9 protein-coding genes are annotated in these 19,042 nt (G+C 35.1%); all 9 read right to left on the bottom strand.

All coding sequences use genetic code 11. From position 1 onward, the window contains the following. Positions 1-165 precede the first annotated feature (165 nt). The 9 genes from AAYQ05_RS13170 to AAYQ05_RS13130 all read right to left on the bottom strand — a co-directional run bounded on the left by AAYQ05_RS13170 (position 166) and on the right by AAYQ05_RS13130 (position 18,940). Positions 166-1,572 carry a glycoside hydrolase family 140 protein gene (locus AAYQ05_RS13170; protein WP_343543922.1) on the bottom strand — a complete coding sequence of 469 codons (1,407 nt, stop codon included), beginning with the start codon at positions 1,570-1,572 and terminating at the stop codon, positions 166-168. A 154-nt stretch (positions 1,573-1,726) separates the two neighbouring features. After that, on the bottom strand, positions 1,727-4,822 hold the full coding sequence (locus tag AAYQ05_RS13165; RefSeq protein ID WP_343543920.1) for a DUF6298 domain-containing protein: 3,096 nt from the start codon (positions 4,820-4,822) through the stop codon (positions 1,727-1,729). A 390-nt stretch (positions 4,823-5,212) separates the two neighbouring features. Then, positions 5,213-6,919: a thrombospondin type 3 repeat-containing protein gene (locus AAYQ05_RS13160; RefSeq protein ID WP_343543918.1), complete on the bottom strand. Its 1,707-nt coding sequence runs from the start codon at positions 6,917-6,919 to the stop codon at positions 5,213-5,215. Between the two features lie 42 nt (positions 6,920-6,961). Then, positions 6,962-7,651, bottom strand: a complete 690-nt coding sequence (locus AAYQ05_RS13155; RefSeq protein ID WP_343543916.1) for a DUF3826 domain-containing protein — start codon at positions 7,649-7,651, stop codon at positions 6,962-6,964. 186 nt (positions 7,652-7,837) lie between these two features. Beyond that, positions 7,838-9,550, bottom strand: coding sequence for a polysaccharide lyase (locus AAYQ05_RS13150; RefSeq protein ID WP_281632954.1), 1,713 nt, complete (start codon positions 9,548-9,550; stop codon positions 7,838-7,840). A 103-nt stretch (positions 9,551-9,653) separates the two neighbouring features. After that, positions 9,654-11,624, bottom strand: coding sequence for a RagB/SusD family nutrient uptake outer membrane protein (locus AAYQ05_RS13145; protein WP_343543914.1), 1,971 nt, complete (start codon positions 11,622-11,624; stop codon positions 9,654-9,656). Positions 11,625-11,640: 16 nt separating this feature from the next. Next, entirely contained in the window at positions 11,641-15,009 is a 3,369-nt protein-coding gene (locus AAYQ05_RS13140) for a SusC/RagA family TonB-linked outer membrane protein (protein WP_343543912.1), read from the bottom strand. 705 nt (positions 15,010-15,714) lie between these two features. Next, complete coding sequence (locus AAYQ05_RS13135) at positions 15,715-16,701, bottom strand: pectinesterase family protein (RefSeq protein ID WP_343543911.1); 987 nt, start codon at positions 16,699-16,701, stop codon at positions 15,715-15,717. A 214-nt stretch (positions 16,702-16,915) separates the two neighbouring features. Beyond that, complete coding sequence (locus AAYQ05_RS13130) at positions 16,916-18,940, bottom strand: aceric acid hydrolase (protein ID WP_343543909.1); 2,025 nt, start codon at positions 18,938-18,940, stop codon at positions 16,916-16,918. Between the last annotated feature and the right edge of the window lie 102 nt (positions 18,941-19,042).

The following is a 19,042-nucleotide window of genomic DNA, read 5'->3' as shown; positions in this document are numbered from 1 at the left end:
AGCGAACGGATGAAATAAATCTTCACAAGAAACTCTTCAAAGTTGCTCAACTATGCTGAGCTACTAACGGAGATTTCTCCTTCGTCGAAATGACAAGATTGTGGGTAATTCGTGATTCCATATTCACGAATTGCATTTCACTAATTACTTTTTACTTTTCACTAATCACTTAGTAGATTTCAAAATCAAAACCCAGTCATTACCATCTTCTTTTTTACCTTCTGGCTGAAAATTTTGAGTTCCTTTATTATCAAATGTTCCGATTTTCGTTTTCTTGCCATTTCTCGGATTGTACCAAGTCGCTTCGAATTTATCACCTGAAATTTTTCCTAGTTTTACTTCTATTATTCTTCCATTGTAAGTGTACAGTAAAGCATATTTTTCGCCTCTTATCGCTGGAATATAATCGTATTTTTCTCCTTGATTTACAACTAAAGAAACATCTGGAACTCCTTCTAAAAATGGCACTTCTTCCATTAATTTCTTAATATAAACCATTTGCTTTGCTCCAGGCGCATTAATGGCTGATGTCCATAATTCTTTGTTTCCGTAAGCTGGTTTATCGCCTTTTCTGAACATTTGCATTACAGCGTTATGTCCGTACGTATAACCTGCACCACCTGAAAGTACTGACCAATATCCATAACGACGAACGTCGCTTGCGGTCCATTTTGGCTGTAATGTATCGTGCAAACCGTGTGGAATTCCTTCGTAAGATGGTTCTCCGTCAAGTGTTGGTTTTGTTGGTTTTAATTGAAAATCTCTTAGCACAAATTTGTAATTGTCTTCTTTGAAATTCGTTTTTATAGAATCCTGATCGTATCTTCTGTGTCCTGATTGGAACATATTGAAATCTAACCATTTTTCATTGTGGAAATTCTCTGAAGAATCAGTTCTTCCAAATGGGTGGAAAGTAACTAACTGATTTGGATTGTTAGTTTTTAAAGTGTTTCCAATGGCGTTCCAGATATCTTGGAATTCATTTCCGTGAGTATCTCCACCGTTTAACCAAATTACGTTGGTTCTGTTTTTATATCTATTAGCTAAGAACTTAGCATATTCAGTAGCCTGTTCTTTGCTTACTTTATTTCCTTTTGAAACGTTTGTTCCCCAAACTGGAACCATCGCTACATAAATTCCGTTTTTCTGAGCCACGTCTAAGGTGTAATCTACATGATCCCAATAATCGTATTGCTTTGCATCTTTGAAATCATTTCCTGCTGTAATCAAGGGCTTGGAAACGTCTTCGTTTATCAAAGCTGCATCGCCATACACGTTAACTGCATTTATGTTGTGCAAAACCATTACCTGAACAACATTGAATCCTTTGTCTTTTCTGTCTTTAAAATATTTCTCAATTCCTGCTCTGTCCAGTTTTCCGAATGCTAGCCACCCTGTGTCGCCAAGCCAGAAAAATGGTTTTTCGTTTTCAGTAACAAAATAATGCTGATTTTTAGATACTTTGATTTGAGGCAGAGATGCTTTTGTTTTGGCTGATTGCGAAAATCCGCTTTGCGCTGTCAACATAAAGCTTATACAAAGAGCGTATAAAGATTTAATTTTCAGATTCATTTTGGTTTGTTTTTGAATTGTGTTTTATTTTTTTGCCACAGATTTCACTGATTTAATGGATTTTCCAAGCTTTGTCTTTATATTTTTTCTCACAGATTTCACAGATTAGGCAGATTTTATTTTAATCCTTTTAATCTGTGAAATCTGTGGCTAACTATTTTTTCACTACAAAAAGCACTTTTTCTTTTATTTCAGCTTGTGGAATTATGACTTGTTTTCCTCCGCTAATGTTAGCTTTTTTTGTTGTATTTCCTGTTGTAGCATTTATTGCAAATACTTCAAATGTTCCTTTTTCATTTGATAAATCAATTGTGATATCTTGGTCGTTTTTCAAATAGAAAAGATAGCTTTTTCCTTTGTTTTCCAACTTCCAGAGATTGTCTGAAAAAGTATTTCCTTCAACTAATTTCATTTCGCTTAAAGCGGCATAAAACTGAGGCAATTCGATTTTCGGAATATTTGGCAATGAGGCTCCCGCCATTAAAGCTGGCCATCCAAATCTTGAAGAACCGTCTGTTGAATATAAAATGACTTTTTCAGGATATTTTTCTCGATATTCACGAACAGCGCGATATACCTGATTATCCGTTTCTTTTCCAGTTTTTAGTTTTCTCGCATGCTGTCTTGGTGCTAAGTTTACACCTCCTTGCGGTGCATAAGCCGAGCCGTCTTCTTTATAATACCAATAGCGAATATCAATTACATCTACAATTTTATTTCTTTTAGCATCATTTAAAATAGCATCTTGAACATCTTTTGTAGCACTTAAACCAATTAAACCTTTTTTGCCCGTTTCGTCTTTCCACTTTTGGGCTTGGTCTAACCAGAATTCCATAAAATGTAACGGACCTGTATATTCAGCACTTGTTAACTGAATTACGTTACTATTTTCCTGAAAGTTTTCGAATGATTTTCTAATGAAACCTTCGTGTAATTTTCTTCTTTGAGCATTTGTAATGTCATAAAACTGCTCCGCCATAAATATACGTTTGTCTCCTGCGTAAGGCGGTGGCTCAGGAAATCCTGTGCTGTTGATATTGTTAGCAGAACGCCAAGGTGAACTTGCCCAATGCGCTCCGGCTTCTAAAATATTGTGCTGAAAATATTGCTGATTGATTAATATTTGTCCATTTGGTTCTGCAAGCGTTGCAAACTGCGCTAAACGGCTCCAATACCAATCATTAAATTTTGTTAAATCGTATTTACTCAGATGATCCCAAGCAAAATCTTGTCCGCTTCTTGCGAAAGGCTGTTCGTAAAACGGAGGCCAAACATCGTCATCAAATCGGCGTACGCGTTCGTGATCGTCCATTCTTCTTTCGTACCATAAACCGTAATGATGCTCTAAGGCAACGATATTATTTTTAGTCAAATAATCAACCGTTTCCTGCACTTGATCCGTCAATCCTTTTCCTGTTCTTCCTGGAACAAAACGCGTTATGTGAGGTAATGATTTGTTTACAAAATCATCTGTTAAATTTCCTCTCCACCAATCAACGTTGGTTTGTTTTCCTGCAATTACTTTTCCTTCAAAAGTTAACCAGCCATTTTCTGTGATTACTTTTGAAGTCGATTTTTCTGTTTTATTTGGAGCAACTTTTAAATCGTTTGCATTTTTTAAACCTTTACTGTCTGTATTAATCGGATTTCCTTTTGAAGCTTCTGCAATCAATTCCTGTAAACTTTTTGCCGTTGTAGCAGAGTTTTTAGTCAATTCTGCAGCGACTTCTACACTCGGACTTGAAGAAGCTTCAGAACCTAAATCATAGATAAATGGCTGAACTGGAAGTTTTCCTAATCTAGCTTCTAACTGCGTATAGAATAAACTTCTTGGACTGATATGTTCGTTTACATTTTTCCAGTGTCCATTTCCACCAAATTGTCCCCAAACTCCAAAAGCCCAGTTTTGTGCTGTTGGCGGACTGTAACATTCTACTTTTGATGCCGATGACTCCCAGATTACAGAATTGGCTGCTGTCCATCCGGCGCCTCTTCCGCCTTGTTCTCTGTTATTATAGCTTAATGCTTTTCCGTCGATATTCGCAATGTCAAATAAAACTCCTGTGGCCCAGCTTCCGATTGCGCCACTGTTTTCGAATGGCAAATGTGATTCGCATTGTACGAAAGCGTTTGGTCCAGTTGTTCCAAAGCCACCCACAGCAAAATCATGATATCCAAATTCGGAGTAACAACGCTGAAATAGAGTCTGCTGCCCTTCGGTATAAAAAGTATGCCTTCTGAATGAAGCAATTTCTGAAATTGGTTCTGTTGCAATACAATCTTCAACTGTAATTTGCTGACTTGTTTTTAAAACCGTAACGACTCCACCTGCAAAGTGCTTAAAATTAACTTGTTTTACCCAAGCATTTCTAGCGCTTTCAATGCTAATAGCCTGCCAACGGTGTTCTTCGTCTTTTAAATTTGAAGGATTGTAGTTTGATTTTATTAAGATATTTTCAATTCCGTTATTTTCAGTTCTTCCTTGCCATGAATAAACAGTTACTTTTGAAGTTCCGAAAACATCATCTAAAGACATTGTGATTGGAGCATTTACAGTCACTTCGTTTCCGTTGATTTTGGTTACGACACGATTCCAAGTTGTCGCCCAATCCCCTTTTTTCCATCCAATCCAAGAAGTTTCTCCACCGAAATCTTGCATGTTTACTTCTTTAATGAAGTTATCCGTTAAAGGTTTACTGATTTCGATTTCGTCTCCAACTTTTAATTTTGATGTATTTTTTAATTGAATTTTTTGCGTTCCAAGTGGCGTGTAAGCGTTTGCAAATTCAAATGAATCTTTATACACTTTATCGTTTACACCTAAAATTCTAATTAAAGCTTCTCTTTCTAAACCAGTTCCTAAAAGTACGGTTCCGTTTTCGGTATTGCCACTTCCTCTTAAAACAACTCCCGATTTTCTAATGTATAATGTTCCACTAATTTTGAAAGTTCCTTTGTCTAACAAAACGGCTCCACGAAATCCTGATTTATCAGGTTTTAATGCGCTTACATAATCAATTGCATTTTGGATTTTCTGTGTTGCATCTTCTTCTTGTTGAGAAACAAAAATCTTGTTTTCCAAATTCGGAATGGCAACTTCAGAGTTTTTATATCCTGCAAAAGAAAAATCTGGGATTTGATTTCCTTGATTATCTGTTGTAAAAGAAAGTTTTCCTTCTTTGGTTTTTACAATGTCTGGGAAATTGTTTTGGGCTGTGATGTTTCCGCTAATAAACAGAGTAATACACATTAAAGAAAATGTGTTTTTAAAAGAAGAAACTATATTTTTTGATTGATGGAAATTCACTTTTTTCTTAATTTAAATTTCAGAGTTTAGATTCTTAAAATTAACCTTTTAAGGAACAATAAATTTATAAAATCCTATTTTCTCCAATCTTGTCATCTCGACGAAGGAGACCCGAGCGATAGCAAACGGATGAAATAAATCTTCGTTGCTAAATCGACAAAGATTGATATACTTTTTGGAGTTTCTTGCGAAGATTTGCTTCGCCTGTTCGCTATCGCTCGAGCCTCCTTCGTCGAAATGACAAACTAGATGGATATTCTTTGTGTAATTAAACCTGACAAGTTTTGAAAACCTGTCAGGTTGTTGTTTAGAATATTTAACTGATTAAAATCATTATTGTAATAAAGACTTTAATTTCGCTAAAGTATCCGTATTATTTTCCGTTTTCGTCCAATCAATTTTAGTGTTTGGATCGATTCCGTTAAAATATTTCTCGATGTTGGTATAACCGTCTCCATTTGCATCTTTATTAGCGTCTGAAGCATCATTTGGATTTAAACCATATTTCTTTTCCCAAGCATCTGGAATTCCGTCATTATCTGAATCTTTATAGGCTTTCCCTTTGTAAGTTGGATATCCGCCAACTTGATCAGGATGCGTTATAATTCCTTTTTTATAAGAGTCAGCCGGTAATCTTCTTTTGATATACTCTTTTCCGATTGAATTTTCTAAACCGTCTTTTACTTCGATTTTTCCTGTACGAACTTGTTTGATCACTCTTTCATCAACTGCATCTCTTTTCGGAATTGTTGCTCCAACATTCGTCAAAACAAAATCATAAGCTTCTTCTGCCGACATGATATTGAATTTTGGCATAGAAAAAGGTTTTGGCTGTTTTATTGCTGCTAAAAATGCTGCCGTTTCCGCTTCTGGAAGATTTTCCAATTGTACTCCTCCATTCCAGTTGTCTGCCGTAACTTCAGGAGAACCAACAATAAAGTTTCCTGAAACGTAAGCTCTTCCGTATTGTTTAGGTTCAATATATCCAGATTCTGGTTTTACAATTCTATGTGCAATAGGTTCGTTTGCAGGTGTTATTGGACCTGGTTTGAAATAGTTATTGATGATATTTAACATCGAACGATAATCACCTCCGTCCAGAGTACGATTCCACCAATTAAATACTACGTTATTCACAAAATTAAAGTCTCCATACATTCCGATAGAAGCATTTCTTGAAATGTTGTCGGCCCATAAGTTGCGCATAAAAGTACTATTTAATCCGCCAATTGTACTTCCAAAAGCATGATTATAAGTATCTAAACCTTCTGCTGAAATAGTGTTCTGAATCGTGATATTACAAGCAGGCAATTTCTCCAATTTCGACTTTGCGTTAGGTGCAAATTGATGTCTGTATAAAGAAATGTTTTCATCTAATCCCCAGCTTACAGAACAGTGGTCAATTATAGTATTTCCGATTACATTTCCTCCCAGCGCATCATCTCTTCTTGTCACTTCTGTTGCACCACGTCTAAAACGCATGTGTCTAATTATAACATCGTGTGTGTCAATTTCTAAAGTTTCTCCTGCAATACAAATTCCGTCGCCAGGAGCAGTTTGTCCAGCAATTGTCACGTAAGGTGCACGCATGCTGATTCTGCTTTTTAAATGGATAATTCCCGAAACATTAAAAACAATTGTTCTTGCTCCAACAGCTTCACAAGCTTCGCGAAAAGTTCCTTTTCCACTATCTTCTAAACTCGTCACTACGAATATTTTTCCTCCACGTCCACCTTGCGTATAGGCTCCGCCTCCTTCAGCACCTGGAAAAGCAGGAATATCTGCTTGAACAAAATCTTTTGGATAAGAAGCCCAAGGCAAATATGGTTTTCCTTGTTTTGCTTCTTCTTTTATGATATGCAAGTTGGCATTCCAGATTTCGCTTAATCTCTTTTCGTCAGCTTCTAAAAGGGCATCTGCCTTAGCTTGAACGTCTTTTGGAATTACAGGATATTGGGCATAAGCCGATGACACAAGTGAACAAAATGACAACGCCATAAATGTTCTTTTTAAAGTACGGTTGGGAAAAATATTTTGCATTGAATTGTGTGGTCTAGTTAATAGTAGTTAGTTTTTAAGAGATTATTCTTTTGCAGTAGAATCTTTTGTTTTACTCTTCTCTCTTTCTTCGATACGTTTATGCCAGTCGGCACTTTCTTTGTTTAAATCGTAACCTTGTTTTGATAAATAATTGTTGATTCTTCCTTTGTATTTACCAAACCAGCCATGTTTTTCTTTAGAAGAACCTGCGTCCATTGCATGTTCTCTAGCTTCAACTAAAGCTTTGTAGATATAGTCTTTTTGTTCTGCTGTCAAATTCGGAAGCATATCGTTGTAACCTGCAACCGTAATTGGAAGCACACCATAAGTCATTCCGTCTTTAACTTCAGTGATTTTATCTTCAGACAATTCTTTGCCTAATTTTTTGATATAAGATTTATGCAGTTTTGCAATTGATTCGTCTGCCTTTGCTTTCAATTTATCAATTTTCTCGTTTTGCTTTTCTTTAGCCAAAGAAGTATCTTCTTTTACTTTTTTGATTTCAGCATCTCTTCCATCTTGAATTTCAGTTAAATCTCTGAATTGCTGCGCGATAATATTTGAAACTGCTTTTTCTTTTGCTTCGTTTTTCAAATCTAATTTGGTAACGATTTTTGCAGCTCTTTCGTTGGTAACTTTTACATATTCAGGATCTAAATGCTGTTGTGCATTTAAAGTTGAAAATGCAAAAACCAGCGATAATAAACCAGCATTTATTTTATTTAGTGCCATAAGTTTTCTTTTTTTATCTGATTTAAAACATAGTTTGCCTTGGTTAAAAAAGTTAAATATTTTTTTATCTGCTTAACTTTTTAATCTCGCAAAGTCGCTAAGGCGCAAAGTTTTTTATGCTTCACTTTTATAATCTTTGCGCCTTAGCGACTTTGCGAGCAATTTTATGTTTTCAAAAATTGTTCCTTATTTTAAATCTAATAAAGGTCTAACTAATGTTTCTTTGTTATTAGCCAAATCTTTCCAGTCTACTTTTATTGCAGGATTTACACCGTTGATGTAATCTTCAATATTAGAGTATCCATCTCCATTTAAATCTCCTTGTGCATCAGATGGATCATTCGGATTTAAACCGTATTTTTTCTCCCATGCATCTGGCATTCCGTCTTTGTCTGTATCTACGTAAGGTTTTCCTTTGTATTCCGGATATCCTCCAACTTGAGAAACATCCGTAATGATTCCTTTTTTATAAGAATCCATAGGTAAACGTCTGTGTTCGAATTGGTAGAAAGTTTTTTTCTCTAGTCCTTTAGCATACTCAGGAACTCCTGTTTTTACTGTTCTTACGATTCTTTCATCCACTTTATCTCTAATTGGCAAAGTAGCTCCAACATTTTTAAGAACGAATTCATAAGACTCTTCAGCAGTCATGAATTTGTTGAACCAAGGCATCGGGAAAGCTTTATCTACTTTCATTTTAGAGAAGTATTCTTTTGCTTCATCATACGTCATTAATTCCCCTTTTTTATTCTCTAACTGAATTCCGCCATCCCAGTTGTCTTTAGTCACTTTTTCGTTTCCATTAACAACGTTTCCGTTTACATAAGCTCTACCAAAAACCATGTAAGGCAATTTGCTTCTTCCTGATTCTGGTTTTAAAATTCTGTAGCTGATTGGCTGTGTTAAATCGGTTACCGGTCCTGGTTTATAGAAGTTGTTGATGATATTGTAATTAGCAGTATAATCTCCACCATCTGTAGATCTGTTGTACCAGTTGAAAACTACGTTATTAACGAAGTTGAAAATTCCGTTCCAACCAATAGAAGGGTTTCTTCCTGCATTGTTTGCCCACATATTTCTCATGAAAGAACAGTTTTCTCCTCCTAAAGTACTTCCGAAAGCGTGATTGTAAGTATCAAGAGCTTCTCCGAATAAACTGTTTTGGATTGTAATATTTACCGTTCCAACTTTGATATCTGGGTAACCTGGCCCTGGATTGTACATGTGTCTGTAAATTGACATATTTTCGTCTAATCCCCAAGTTGCAGAAACGTGATCGATCATAATATTTCCAACTGGATTTCCTCCAATAGCATCGTCACGACGTCCTACGAAAGTTTCTCCACGACGGAAACGCACGTGTCTGATAATTACGTCATGCGTATCAATCCAAGTTGATTCTCCAGCGATACAAACACCATCACCAGGAGCAGTCTGACCTGCAATTGTAATGTAAGGCGCACGAATAATCAACGGACTTTTTAATCTGATAATTCCAGCAACATTAAACACTATTATTCTCGCTCCTCCTTGTTCACAGGCTTCACGTAAAGTTCCAGGTCCACGGTCTTCTAGACTTGTTACCGTGTAAACTTTTCCGCCACGACCTCCAAAAGTGTACATTCCACCACCTTCAGCACCTGGAAAGGCAGGAATTTCTGCCTGAGGTAAATCAGTAGGTCTTGCAGCCCACGGAATATAAGGTTTTCCATGTTTTGCTTCTTCTTCAATAACTACTAAAGCTTTTGTCCATGCTTCATCAGAAAGCCTTTGAGCTTCTTCTTTGATAGCTTTTTCCTGAGCCTGAACTTCTGGACTAATCTTCGGATATTGAGCAAAACATTTTGCACTTCCTAAAAAAAGCAGAGATGATGCGATAAATAATGCGGAATTTTTCATGTTAATTTCTAGTTGTGGTAATTCTTTTTAAACAAATCACCTGTATCTTTTGACGAATACAGGTGAAAAGCTTTATATAATATTCTGTTTCTTATAATAAAATTTATTCTTGGTAGTTGAATGTTCCTGCAGTTCCACCGTTCCATCCAACAGTTTGCTGTAACCAAGTATTCTGAGTTAGAATACTAGTTTGTAATCCCATTATGTAATAATTTGGATTAAACTTAATTTGAGCAGCAGCGTTATTTACGTTATCCAAAGGAGTCAATAAATTTGTAAATGTGAAATTAGTAGTATAAAAAGTTGCTAAAGCATCTATTTGAGCATTAAAATTCGCAGCATCTGGATCTACACTAATTGATGCACGTGCACTAGTCAACGGATCTGTTTTAGTAGCTGTTTTATTATACTGTAAATAATAACCTGTACGTTGCGTACCATTAATTGGCGTCAAACCTAATTTAGAAACTGTACCTCCGTTAATTCCTGGAAGAGCTTCGTCGCTATAAAGCATCCAACGCTGTACATCCCAGAAACGTTTTCCTTCGTAAGCTAATTCTACTCTACGCTCATATAAACAAGCCGCAATCGCAGCATATTTATCAGCTAAAATACCAATTCCGTAGTTATCAGCAGCTGGAATTCCTACACGAGCTCTAACTTTTCCAATGTAATTCACTGCATTACCAATATCGCCTTTTGCAGCATAACATTCAGCAATATTCAATAATAACTCCGCATAACGATACTCGATAATATTAGTTACAGAATATTGGAAATTAGTCGCATTTGATGCCGTAACATTCGACATTTTTCTTACGTAAGCAGGGCTATTTTCTTGATTGTTATCACTAAAATATGGTTTATCTTTATCTGCAGAGTCTAACCAACGGTAAGACCAAGCTACACTATTTGCATTTTCTGCATATCCCCATTTCATTCCAGAGAAAGCAAATGTTCTGTAAAATCTAGGATCACGTTTTTTAAAGAATAAGAACGGATCGTACCCATTTGCAGCTGTTGGTCTTTTTCCATCAGACATTGGAAACAAGTCAATCATTTCTTTTGGTGCTTCAAATGCTCCAGTACCACCTTGGCTAACTAAACGCATCGCTTTTTCCCATGAATTGTTATTACTAACAGAAAGTGTTGCTCCGTTTCCTAATAATTGAACTACAATTGCTTCTTTATTAAATCCTTCCAATGTAAACATATCATTCCATTGTTTAGCATTGGTTCCATATAAACCATAACCATCCGCAGTCAATTGAGCTTCTGCAGCTAAACCAGCTTGCAATGCAGCCTCCCATCTTTCTGTAGAACCATCCCAGTTTTTATTAAACAATGGGCTAGCATATGTTAACAATACTCTTGCTTTTTGTGCTAAAGCTGCTCCTTTTGTAAAACGTCCATAATCTGCACCTGCGTCTGGCCAGTTACCAGGCAATAATGAAGCTGCCATATCTAAGTCTGCTACAATTTGTTTTACTACTTCAGTAACAGAAGCTCTTGGTAATTTTATTGCTTCATCTGTAGAAGATGCTCCTTGTGTTGAAGTAACAAGAGGCACACCACCGTACATACGCATTAAATCAAAATACTGAATTGCTCTTAAATAATATACCTGACCTTTTGCACGATCACGGAATGTTTTATCTAAAGTAGATCCTTTTACATCAACATCTTCTAAGAAACTATTACAGTCTCTAATACGGTTGTAAGGCTCATTTTTAATTTTATCTTCTAATTTGGTTCCAAAATAATTTGTAGCATCATCAGAATTTATTAAAGTCTTTGTTGGATTTACAAGGTCTGTAATCCCTCCTATTTCTTCCGTTAATCTAGAGTATGCATCTGTGTATTGACCAACAAAAGTTGCCTGTGGAGATTTATACGCATAGAAGAAGTCGTAATATAAATTGTTTATATACCAATTTGTACGATCTTGACTTTGATAAAATGAATCATCAATTTGTCCAAAATTTTTCTTGTCCTCAAGAAAATTGTCACTACATGAAGCACTAACTATAAGTAATACTACAAGAGTTAATATTGAGTTTATTCTTAGTTTCATAATTACTTATTTTTTATTAGAATGATACACTTAAGTTAACAGACCAAGTTCTCAAAGTTGGATAAGTATCATACGATGAATCATACATATTGCGATAATGATTAGGATATGGATTATAGAAATCCCAAAGATTATTTCCAGTTACACCAATTGCTAAACTGCTGATATTTAATTTATTTAAAACGTCTTTTGGTAAACCATAACCTACAGTTAAGTTACGAACAAAACAACGGAAATTATTTAATTGCCAGAAGTTTGAAGGAGCACCAACCAACTCATCATCATATAAGGCCAAGTTAGGATATTTACCATTTACATTATCAGGACCGTACATATCTGTCCAGTAGCTTTCGTGAGCCCACATGTTGTGTGCTGTTGCAGTTCCTTGTTTTACTACATCAAGTTCACGGAATCCGCCCCAAGATGTAGAAATTTGAGTTCTAGCATAAAACCCTTTATATTTCATACCTAAATTAGTAGTAAAACCATAAGTTCTATTTGCATTTACTAATTTCTGATAATCTAAATTTTTATCGATTCTTCCATCAGGTCCTGCTTGTTTACCAGTTGCAGGATCAAATGCTCCACCAACATCTTCGTAAGCTAGCATACCTTTAACCATTCCAGCCATAGTTGTAATTTTATTGAAGCTTGGTGTTGTTCCAGCCGCAGCCGCTCTTTCTGATAAATAAGCCCAGTAGTTTGCAATATCTTCATCTGTACGTAAAATTCCGTCTCCTGTAGATGTTCCGCCCCAAGTTTTGAATCCCCAATATGGGAAGAAAGTAGAAGATCCTGTTTGCGTTACATTAAATGATGGATGTTGTAAAGCTTGGTCTGGATATTTTTTTACTTTATTATCTGAGTATCCAAAGTTTACTCCAACATTATAACTAAAATCATCTTTGATTTTATCACTCCAGTTCAAACTTACCTCAAGTCCCCAAGCATCAACAGCTGCATAATTTTGTTCAGCAAAACCACCACCAACTGAAATTGGCACACCAACAGCACCTGCCATGTTAGTTAACATATCTGTTGTTCTGTCATAATAAAAGTCAGTATTAATTTGTAATCTATTTTTCAATACATTAACATCAAGTCCAATGTTATTTTTGATTGTTGTATCCCAACCAACATTTCTGTTTGGATTAACTTTTGGAGTAACACCGCCTCCTAAAGATCCACCAGTAGCACCAGTTCCAAACACAGAACCTTTATCAACTATAACATCATAGTACTGCATCCATCTCCAAGCCTGTACGTTATCTTTACCAGTTTTACCAATAGAATAACGAAGCTTAAGAAAATCTATGCCTGGCAATGCTTTAGTAAACCAATCTTCTTTAGACATAATCCATCCAGCCTGAACAGAAGGGAAGAATCCCCAGTAGTTTTCAGGAGCAAATTTTGTTGAAGCATCACTACGGAAAAGAAATTCTAACAAATATCTAGACTTATAGCTATAATTGAATCTACCTAAATAAGAAAGTGTTCCTGATTCTCCTTTTGTATTAATTGAGTTTGGAGAAATTGTTCCAGCTGTCTGATAAGTTCCAGCATAATCTTTTCCTGTACCTTCATATGCTAAACGTGTTGTTCTGTATTCAGCCTCTGTACGCTCCATACCAACCATACCACTAACATCATGATTACCAAATACTCTAGCATAATTTGCAAAAAAGTTAGTTTGATTATTTCGGCTAAGAGAAGTGTTATAGTACACACGAGAGTTACGAACGTTAGTATCAATTTGATAATTTCCTGTAGAAGCAGTTGTTGGAACAGCTGCACTAGCTAAGTGACGATCTTGAAGTTCGTAATTTTTAATTCTAGCTAAATCAAATGGCAACTGAACTTGTTCTGTATATCCAGTGCTTTCTGTTCTTGCAAAAGTACCTTTAAGAGATAGTCCTTTTACAAAAGGAACTTTATAGTTCAAAGACATGTTTACGTTGTATGAGAAATCATCCGAAACTTGTTTAGAACCATTGTTTAAAGTTGCAAAATAGTTCCATCCTGCAATTGTTGTATTTGCATTTGCACTTCCTAAGTTTCTAGTAGTTTTAGGAAAAGGAGACATATAGTAATCTTTTCCGTCCACTACAGTTTCCCAAGGAATATATTTTGGCATATGTAGCAAATAACCGTAATCTGCTTGCTCTCCTCCACCAGCAATACTTCCGTAACTGCTATCATTAATATTAGCCGAAGCTTTTGTAAATGATTTTTCTATATCTCCAGAATTGGTAGCAATTGCTGCAGAAAAATCTAATGAATTAGAAATTTTCGCATTAATACCAGTTCTGAAATTCCATTTTTGATAATCCTGCTTACCTAAGTTTGCTCCTTGAGTAAAATAGTTAAGACCAGCAAAATAGGTCATTTTTTCATTACCTCCAGTAACAGTCAAAGTATGTTTATCTTGAGTTGCAGGTTTCCAAGCCTCTTTTAACCAATCATAATTTAAGCCTTTCATTTGCTCCAATTCAGCATCAGAAAAATAACCTACTCCATTGTTGCTTAAATTTTTAACTGATAGAAATCTATTTGACCAAAGTCCGTACTCATAAGCGCTCATAGTTTTACTATGGCTCACAGCATCATTTACTGCAAACTGGCTATAGTATGAAAACTTAGTAACACCAGCTTTACCTCTTTTAGTTTTTACAACGATTGCACCTTGAGAAGCACGAGAACCATAAATAGCTGCCGAAGCATCTTTTAATACGGTAATACTTTCTATCTCAGAAGGATCTAAACGGTTAAAAGCATCTAAGGTAGGGAAACCCGATACAGGATCTACCTGCACCATATCATCAATAACAATTAATGGTGTATTGAATCCTCCATCTTTAGAAAAGCTGAAAGTTTGACGAATCTGTAAAGAAGCAGCATCACCTGGACGTCCTCCTCCATCTATAACAGCTAATCCAGGAACTAATCCTTTCAAAGCATCAGATAAGTTAGAAACTGGTAAATCTTGAACATCTGCAGCATTAATCGTTGCAATTGCCCCGGTAAGCTTTTCTTTTTTCTGAGTACCGTAACCTACAACAACTATATTTTGAAGTTCGTTTGAATCTTCAGCTAATTTAGCATCTACTACAGTACGCCCATTGATCGCAATTTCTAATTTTTTCATTCCTATAAATGAAAACACCAAAGTAGCGCCAGGTTTTACTTTAATTTGATACTTACCATTAAAATCTGTTGTAACTGTATTCTTTGTAGATTTCTCAGTTACGTTTACTCCAGGAAGAAGACCAGATAAATTATCGGTAACAGCTCCTGTTACTGTAACTTGATTACTTTGAGCATAACTCAATACACTCATCAGTGTAAACAAAAGAAAACTACATCTTTTTATAAGTGCTTGTTTCATAAATGTTTTTTTGGTTAGGTTATTAATGTTAGTTAGTCATGTTTTAAACATGTCTTAATTATAATAAAACTTTATTTAAAGAAATCTTAATAAAGATTATTAAATGTTAAAAACACATTTATTTTAATATTCCAAAAATATGACGATGATAGATTACAACCGTCCTGCTCTATCCTGTTTTAATGGCAGAATGTCAAAAAAAATATGACTAAAAAAACAATATTAATAAAAAACGAACGGAAAAAATAAACGAACCTAAATATTTAAGACAAATGTTTGCTTAAAAGAAAATTTACAAACTCATTTTAATTAAAAACCAATAAGATTTATATCAAAAATAGACATATAGTATTTATTCTTCAAAATTATTACATTGATTCCTGATAAATAAGAGCTTATAAAAAACGCTTTTTCAACGAAATCGATAGAGATAAATACTAAAAGCATATTTATTTTACGATAAAAAACCTACAAAAAAATAAACAGGATAGTTACAGGATAGCATAAAAAAAGTTTGAATAATTTTTACTAAAAAAAATATTTTTTAAAAGTAAATTCTGACCAACGAAACTTAAAGGATAATTTATCCATTTTTTGCTGACCTCAAAAAAGCAAAAAACCCACTAAACATTGATGTCAGCGGGTTTTTGTTAAATTAAAATTTTGTTCTGTTTAAGGTTACTTATTTTGGGTAAAATTAAAACGTTATTTATTCGGATCCCATCCGTTTAAAACTAAATCTCGATTGTATTTTTTAAGATCTTCTTTTTTCAATTGATGTGACCATGATACTCGCTGAGAAATATTTTTTGCACTCGAACCTTTACTTCCAAATTCTGCATAATAAGCAGTTTTATCTTTGTCAGGAAAACGAGTATCAATCCAAGCATTCCACCCTTCTGGAATAATGTGCGAACCAAGATCTGTATTGATAAAAACAGTCTGTGCGTAAGGTCTCCAAGGTCTTCCTAAAAATACTTTGTCTACTGATTTGTCATTTGCAATAAGCTTACAATCAGCAAAAACAAAACCGTAAGCTTGCCCTTGCGGAGTTGAAGCTGCTGTGATATATGAATTGATTAAACTTTCAATTGTACATCTATAAAAATAAGCCGTTGCAGCTCCGAATATAAAATCGGTTGTACCGTTGATGAAACAGTTTTCAAAGTAGGTTCGTGTATTTCCTTCAGATAGATAAATCGTATCCTGATTTCCTAAAAGATTACAGTTTTTCACAACAACTCTATCACTCTTTATGTGAAGCGCCACTGCCTGCCCTACTCTTCCAGCTGTGTTTTCGACAGTAAGGTCTTCTAATCTGCAATCATTTCCTTTAATTAAAAAAGAATAAGAAGTTGAAGTTCCGAATTCTTTTTTACCCGATGGATCTGGTTCGCGAAGCGGTTTCCCAGAATAATCATCAAATGAAATTATGGTTTTGTTTCTATCAATTCCTTTTAAAGTGATAAATGGTTTTGAAGCAGGAATTTCTAATTTCTCAACATACTTTCCTGGCTTTATTGTTATTACAACTCGTATTTCTGAATTGTCTTTGACATTATTTACCGCTTCCTGAATGGTTTTAAAATCACCAGAACCATCTTGAGCAACGGTTAATGCTAATTTGTTATCGACCGCTTGAGCTGATAAAGAAAGTGTTGTAATTAAAAATAAGGTTAGAATGTATTTCATATTTTTTTATTTATTTCGTTTTTTGTCATTCCGAGGAACGAGGAATCACACTAGAACCCCGCAATCTTAATCACCAATCTTTGTCGAGCTACTTGCGAAGATTTCTCCTTCGTAGAAATGACAAACTTTGCGTTTATACTTCTATGACAAATTTAAAAATCCGCTTATAATCCGCGTCTTTACAACGTAAATCCGTTTCATCCTTGTCAAAAACTTAATGCGACATCCAAACTGTCATTTCACCTTTTCCTTTATTTCCCCACGCAAAATACGGAATCAATTTTACCTGTACAGTATCCTCATTTTTAGAAGAAAGCGGTTTGTATAAAGATTTATTCCACGAGTTGTTAGAATTTATAATAGCTTCAGCATCAATGCTTACTAAGTTTCTATTATTCAAGGTAAAATTGTTTGTTGCGAAATTCGATTTCAAATTTAAAGCCACATCATTAACACTTATTTTCGAAGGAAGCTGATCTGATTCTAAACAGTAAACTAATGGCCCTCTTTTTACAGCTATCTGATTTTTTACTTCTTCAACCAACGGATTCGCTTCCATTAACTCAACTGGCATTGGAAGATTCAATTCAATCACATCCCCTTTTTTCCATTTTTGGTTTAATTTCAAATAGGTTCCAGCATCGATCTTATCTGTAATTTTCGAATTATTAACAGAAACTTCAGCATTCTGACTCCAGCCTGGAATTCTTAAAAAGAAGTTCTGTAAATCTTTAGGAGCTTTTACAATTTTCAACGTTATTTTTCCGTCCCAAGGATAATTGGTCTGTTGTTCGATCTCGATTTCTTCACCATTCAAAGATTTTGTTTTCAACTGATTACTTCCGTATAAATTGACATACAAACCTTCTTTCGAAATATTGTAAGCGTAATTTCCAACTTCGGCAATTGTTCTTGTTACGTTTGGTGCACAACAGTTGGATAATGCGATATAACCTTCTCGTTCATTTCCCCATCTTTGGTGAAACGGTAAATCATTAGAAACATTCAGCGGATTATTATAAAGAAACTTTTCTCCTTCTAAATCCATTCCCGAAAGCACACTATTGTATAATGCTAATTCAACGATGTCAGCATATTTAGCATCTCCTGTAATTTGAAGCATTCTCCAGTTCCATAACACATTTCCAATATTAGCACAGGTTTCGGTATGAGCCGTTGCATTTGGCAATTGAAAAGGTCTTCCGTAAGCCTGATGAATTTTCTGAACCACTGTTGGATCATAAGAAGTTCCGTCTGGCGAAACTCCATCGTATAAGGAACCACAACCGCCCGTAATGTACATTTTACGATACGTTACATCATCCCAAATGGATTCTAAATTGTCTAACAACTTCTTTTCTCCCGTTTCGGCATACAAATCGGCTACTCCCGCATAAAGATAATTTGCTCTTACAGCGTGACCCATTGCGGTAGTCTGCTGTCTAAACGGCACTCTGTCCTGATTGTCATCTGTTCCATCATTTGTTGTTCCGCGAATATCGATTAGATTATTGGCTAATTCCAGATATTTCGGATTTTTAGTCGTTCTATACATTTCGACAATTCCCATATAATGAGACGGGCAAATCGCATTTCGAGCCAATTCTGGTGAAGCTTTTTTGTAGAAATCATACAAGAAATCGGCAACACCTTTTGCTATATTGAGGAAATTTGTTTTTCCTGTAGCACGATAATGAATACAGGCTGCAGTCATCAAATGTCCCATATTGTATTTTTCAAAACCCAATTGTTTTTTCACTTCTTCTGGTCCTAAAGTTCCCCAGCGTTCATCGATTAAAACTGGCGTATGAATATAACCGTCTTTACGCTGTACTTTCGCGAAAAGCGCAATCGCTTTATCCATTTCAGCATCGAGTTTTTTATCTTTTGTAACGGCATACGTTGCTGCCATTCCTTCAAAAATTTTATAGAAATCACCATCATGAAACGAAGGCCCTTTAAAAGTTCCTTTGCTTAAACCAGCTGCAATCTCGAAGTTTTTATAAGCATGCGAAATCTCATCGTTATGATACAAATCCCACATATACGGCAGTGTATTTTTGGTTTCTACATCAAATTGTTCTTTCCAGAATCCGTTTGTCCATTTTACGTCTTGCAGGCCAACGCTTTGCAATTTAGAATAAGGACTTTCTGAATTCGCAACCAAACCTTTATTCTGTGCAAAGATTACGGTGCTAACAAAAAACAATCCTAGGGAAACATTTAATATTTTTTTCATTCTTTTATAATTTTGAACCATATAAGCAATATAAGTTCATTTAAACTAACCTTTTTAAACTTTCGCAGTACAGATTTAAGTTAAACTTATAATATCTTATAT

Origin of the sequence: Flavobacterium movens (assembly GCF_039581425.1) — a bacterium.
In the GTDB taxonomy this organism is placed as follows: Bacteria; Bacteroidota; Bacteroidia; order Flavobacteriales; family Flavobacteriaceae; genus Flavobacterium; species Flavobacterium luteolum.
Note: the sequence above shows the minus strand (reverse complement) of the source record. Positions and strands in the feature narration are given on the sequence as shown.

Excerpts from the sequence above, each read along its gene's own strand:
- AAYQ05_RS13170 (WP_343543922.1), bottom strand. The coding sequence starts at position 1,572 with ATGAATCTGAAAATTAAATCTTTATACGCTCTTTGTATAAGCTTTATG.
- AAYQ05_RS13150 (WP_281632954.1), bottom strand. The coding sequence starts at position 9,550 with ATGAAAAATTCCGCATTATTTATCGCATCATCTCTGCTTTTTTTAGGA.
- AAYQ05_RS13165 (WP_343543920.1), bottom strand. The coding sequence starts at position 4,822 with ATGTGTATTACTCTGTTTATTAGCGGAAACATCACAGCCCAAAACAAT.
- AAYQ05_RS13135 (WP_343543911.1), bottom strand. The coding sequence starts at position 16,701 with ATGAAATACATTCTAACCTTATTTTTAATTACAACACTTTCTTTATCA.
- AAYQ05_RS13130 (WP_343543909.1), bottom strand. The coding sequence starts at position 18,940 with ATGAAAAAAATATTAAATGTTTCCCTAGGATTGTTTTTTGTTAGCACC.
- AAYQ05_RS13145 (WP_343543914.1), bottom strand. The coding sequence starts at position 11,624 with ATGAAACTAAGAATAAACTCAATATTAACTCTTGTAGTATTACTTATA.
- AAYQ05_RS13140 (WP_343543912.1), bottom strand. The coding sequence starts at position 15,009 with ATGAAACAAGCACTTATAAAAAGATGTAGTTTTCTTTTGTTTACACTG.
- AAYQ05_RS13155 (WP_343543916.1), bottom strand. The coding sequence starts at position 7,651 with ATGGCACTAAATAAAATAAATGCTGGTTTATTATCGCTGGTTTTTGCA.
- AAYQ05_RS13160 (WP_343543918.1), bottom strand. The coding sequence starts at position 6,919 with ATGCAAAATATTTTTCCCAACCGTACTTTAAAAAGAACATTTATGGCG.